Origin of the sequence: Vibrio sp. Vb1026 (assembly GCF_033338745.1) — a bacterium.
Lineage (GTDB): Bacteria > Pseudomonadota > Gammaproteobacteria > Enterobacterales > Vibrionaceae > Vibrio > Vibrio alginolyticus.
This window is the reverse complement of record NZ_JAWOTH010000105.1, coordinates 1-1,319: the sequence shown is the minus strand read 5'-3', so window position 1 is coordinate 1,319 and position 1,319 is coordinate 1. Positions and strand designations below refer to the sequence as shown.

The window sequence follows — 1,319 nt, the reverse complement described above, 5'->3', positions numbered from 1 at the left end:
TACCATTACATCAATGTACTTCGTATCAACGTACCAAGCTTGAAAGAGCGCGCGAGTGACATTGCACTGTTGGCTCGCTTCTATCTGCAAGAGTTCTCTAAAGAGTACAACTCTCAAGCAAAAAGTTTCTCTGAGGACGCTTTGAAAGCTCTGACTCGTTACTTCTGGCCTGGTAATGTTCGCGAGTTGATGAACCAAGTTAAGCGTGCGGTGTTGATGTCTGACAGCGTGATGATTGAAGAGCATCATCTCGATTTGCCGCAACGTAATGATTCAAAACGCAGTTTGAAATCAATTCGAGAAAAGAGTGAGCGTGATGCGTTATTGGTCGTGTTGGAATCGCACTCTGGTCAAGTTTCCAATGCGGCGAAAGAACTTGGTGTGTCGCGTGCAACCATGTATCGACTACTTAACAAGCACAACTTGATTTCCGATCAAGCGATGTAATTCAATGAGTGAATCGAATTGAAAGAGCGACCTTGCTGGTCGCTCTTTTTCGTTGTATACGTTCTGATTTATAAAACTCGAAGTTTTATATATTCCCTAGATGAATATGTTATATGAAAAAACATATGCAACTTATCTTCAGGGTATTGATTTGTTTTTTATCGAAAGCATAGAAATTGTTTGATATATATTCATCAGCGCTTACAATTTAGCCATAACTCGTTGAGTTATATCACTTCACACACGGATTATTTTTTTAGCTAGGAGGCGCAAGATGAAACATTACGTTGTTAACACCACTGCTTGCGCTGATCGTATGTCTAAATCTCCGATAGCTTTTAAATCGGATATTAACGATACCACTGGCTCACAAGATAAAAATTAATCCGTAACCTAATTTATGTTTACTAGGCTGCGGAAAAGTAGCGGCTTAGTCTCAACAGATCTCTCTGTGTCTCTGCGTACTATTTTTCCCAGTCGATCATTTATCGTTTAATTGGAGAAAAATTATGCGTCACTCAATTTACTTAACATTGGCGACTTTGCTTATTAAAGCGGATTTAAAACGTGAAGAGAGAGAATGGCAACGTACCGTGCGCCGCAGTTCTCATGATGTTCCATGGACCAATGTTCATTTATTAAGGGATATTGGTTTAGATCGTGAAGGGCGAGTTACTCAAACCAGCGTGCCTGAAGCGGTTAAAGTTGAACGTCGAGTTCGTCATCTTCGTCGAGTGCTAACTGCGCGAATACCGACGTAATCTATAGCGTGTTGAGCTTCCAACATTACGCTTTAGTTAACCCTAAAAGCTCAACACGCTGTAAACGCATATCGAAATAGATTTGTTCTAAGTGCTATTAACAGGCTGACC

The 1,319-nt window shown here is 40.6% G+C and carries 1 protein-coding gene and 1 pseudogene; both read left to right on the top strand.

Features of this window, described 5'->3' with window-relative positions; genetic code table 11:
- A pseudogene (gene vpsR, locus R7E47_RS24515) lies at nucleotides 1-447 on the top strand (cyclic-di-GMP-binding transcriptional regulator VpsR); the annotation flags it as partial.
- 509 nt (nucleotides 448-956) lie between these two features.
- Nucleotides 957-1,208 (top strand): hypothetical protein, encoded by a 252-nt coding sequence (locus R7E47_RS24510; protein WP_005459410.1) that lies wholly within the window; start codon nucleotides 957-959, stop codon nucleotides 1,206-1,208.
- Nucleotides 1,209-1,319: the final 111 nt, after the last annotated feature.

Bases quoted from the DNA above. Each gene is read 5' to 3' on its own strand.
- R7E47_RS24510 (WP_005459410.1), top strand. From the start codon at position 957: ATGCGTCACTCAATTTACTTAACATTGGCGACTTTGCTTATTAAAGCG.